The sequence below is a fragment of the uncultured Psychrosphaera sp. genome, assembly GCF_947500655.1.
Taxonomy (GTDB): Bacteria; Pseudomonadota; Gammaproteobacteria; order Enterobacterales; family Alteromonadaceae; genus Psychrosphaera.
The window spans coordinates 1-1,658 of record NZ_CANMSK010000040.1 but is presented as its reverse complement, the minus strand read 5'-3'; the positions used below and the strand labels follow the sequence as shown (position 1 = coordinate 1,658).

The following is a 1,658-nucleotide window of genomic DNA, read 5'->3' as shown; positions in this document are numbered from 1 at the left end:
TCACCACTGGTTTCGCCTCTCGGCGACCATACCTTTTTTCAACAGCCAAAAAAGGTAGGCGAAAAAGGCCGCCCGTACCAAAATATTACTTTGTATTAAATACTAACTTTTATCATCAAATACGGAAAAACATTCGTCCATGAATACTTTCCTCAATCTGGCATCCATGCCAGCTTGATTTGAGAAAAGTTATATTGAATACAGATATTTTGAAGCGGGAGGTAGGGCAAGAGCCAAGATTAAAAGAAGGGCGAACCTGACGGTTCGCTTTTTGTTAGAAGTTTAAAAGTGGCGATCTTGTTTTCATTATACTCTTTTTTAATAACTGTATTTACATACAGCTTTAATGAGTTTCCTACCAAGTCAAGAAAACAGGAACAATGCCCATCCTTGGGGGATCACAAAAAACTGAGTCGTTACGTAACAAAGGTGTGGTAAACGTTGTAGAGGTTTGATATTAATAGTGGAAATAAATAAGAGGAACGACGTTGTCAGAAACTTAGGCAATCGTCCTCTGATTAAATTGTTAGTTTTCTCTCGTACATGGATGATCAATTCGAATGCCCAAAATTTATAAATACTTTTCTAGCGATGTAATTGAACTGGTTTTTCAAAAAGAAGGTTTTTGTGGTGTTAAGTGCTCTTTACCGAAAGACTATAATGATCCTTACGAACTTTTTCTTGGCATGGATTTAAATACCCCAGCTGACCAATTAGCGTTTTATAACGATATAATTTCAGAAATATCACAAAGTCCTACAACCTGCTTCTCTAAGTCTCCTATCGTTTCGCCTATGTGGGCTCATTATGCAAATAATCATTCTGGCTTCGTTTTGGAATTTGACTTGGACGAATTACAAAAACACTTCGAAGGTAACCCCATTTGGGACGTTTCATATAGAAACGCACCACATGAAAACTTAAAAAAGATATTACAAAGAGCGGCTGTATTGAAAAAGCCTCGCTATGCATATGAGTTGCAAGAATTCATTTTTGTAGAATCATATTTTACCAAGTATGACGAATGGGAATATGAACAAGAATGTAGATTTGTGGATATGAAAAATGTAACAGAGAAAATCGCAGGTAATGACATTCTTTATATTCCAACTGAATTAGTTACTGCAATAATTGTAGGCTCTAAATTTCCAGAGCAAAAAGTTCAAATGGCTCAAGAGATTGCAGAAGAAAATGACTTAACATGGTACGAGCTAATTATTGGAAAAAGTCATCCTAAACCTTATATGCGGGATGAGTCCGAAGATTCCTTCATATTTGCTGACTCCAACATCTCGTTATCGAACTGTACTTGTCAAAATTGTTCTGAACCTCTAGTAGTTGAAAGTGAATTATGCCCATGGTGTAGTATCACTGAGGCTCATGAAGAGGATGCAGCTAGAAGTAACCCTTTTAGAATGTTGAGCTCGATGGGACAGTTAGATAGCTATATGAAATCGATGGGAAAATTACGAAAGTAGTATAATTAAAACGAAAACTAACAAGTCGTTAAAGCAGGACAAATAACAGTTGGCTTTTGCTCCTGCGTCGCTTATTTTAGCCAACAATTATTTGCCTCTTAACGAGGCGTTGGTATGACTCCCCACGTCAAGTTAAAAACACTGATCCCTCTTAATCTTTTAAGCCTTTAATAGTTATTT

1 protein-coding gene is annotated in these 1,658 nt (G+C 36.6%); it reads left to right on the top strand.

Annotated features, from left to right (window positions below; genetic code table 11):
* Positions 1-560 precede the first annotated feature (560 nt).
* Positions 561-1,478: a DUF2971 domain-containing protein gene (locus tag Q0940_RS16990; RefSeq protein ID WP_299271128.1), complete on the top strand. Its 918-nt coding sequence runs from the start codon at positions 561-563 to the stop codon at positions 1,476-1,478.
* Positions 1,479-1,658 lie beyond the last annotated feature (180 nt).

What these genes read in the sequence shown, in the direction of transcription:
- Q0940_RS16990 (WP_299271128.1), top strand. Translation starts at nt 561, where the DNA reads ATGCCCAAAATTTATAAATACTTTTCTAGCGATGTAATTGAACTGGTT.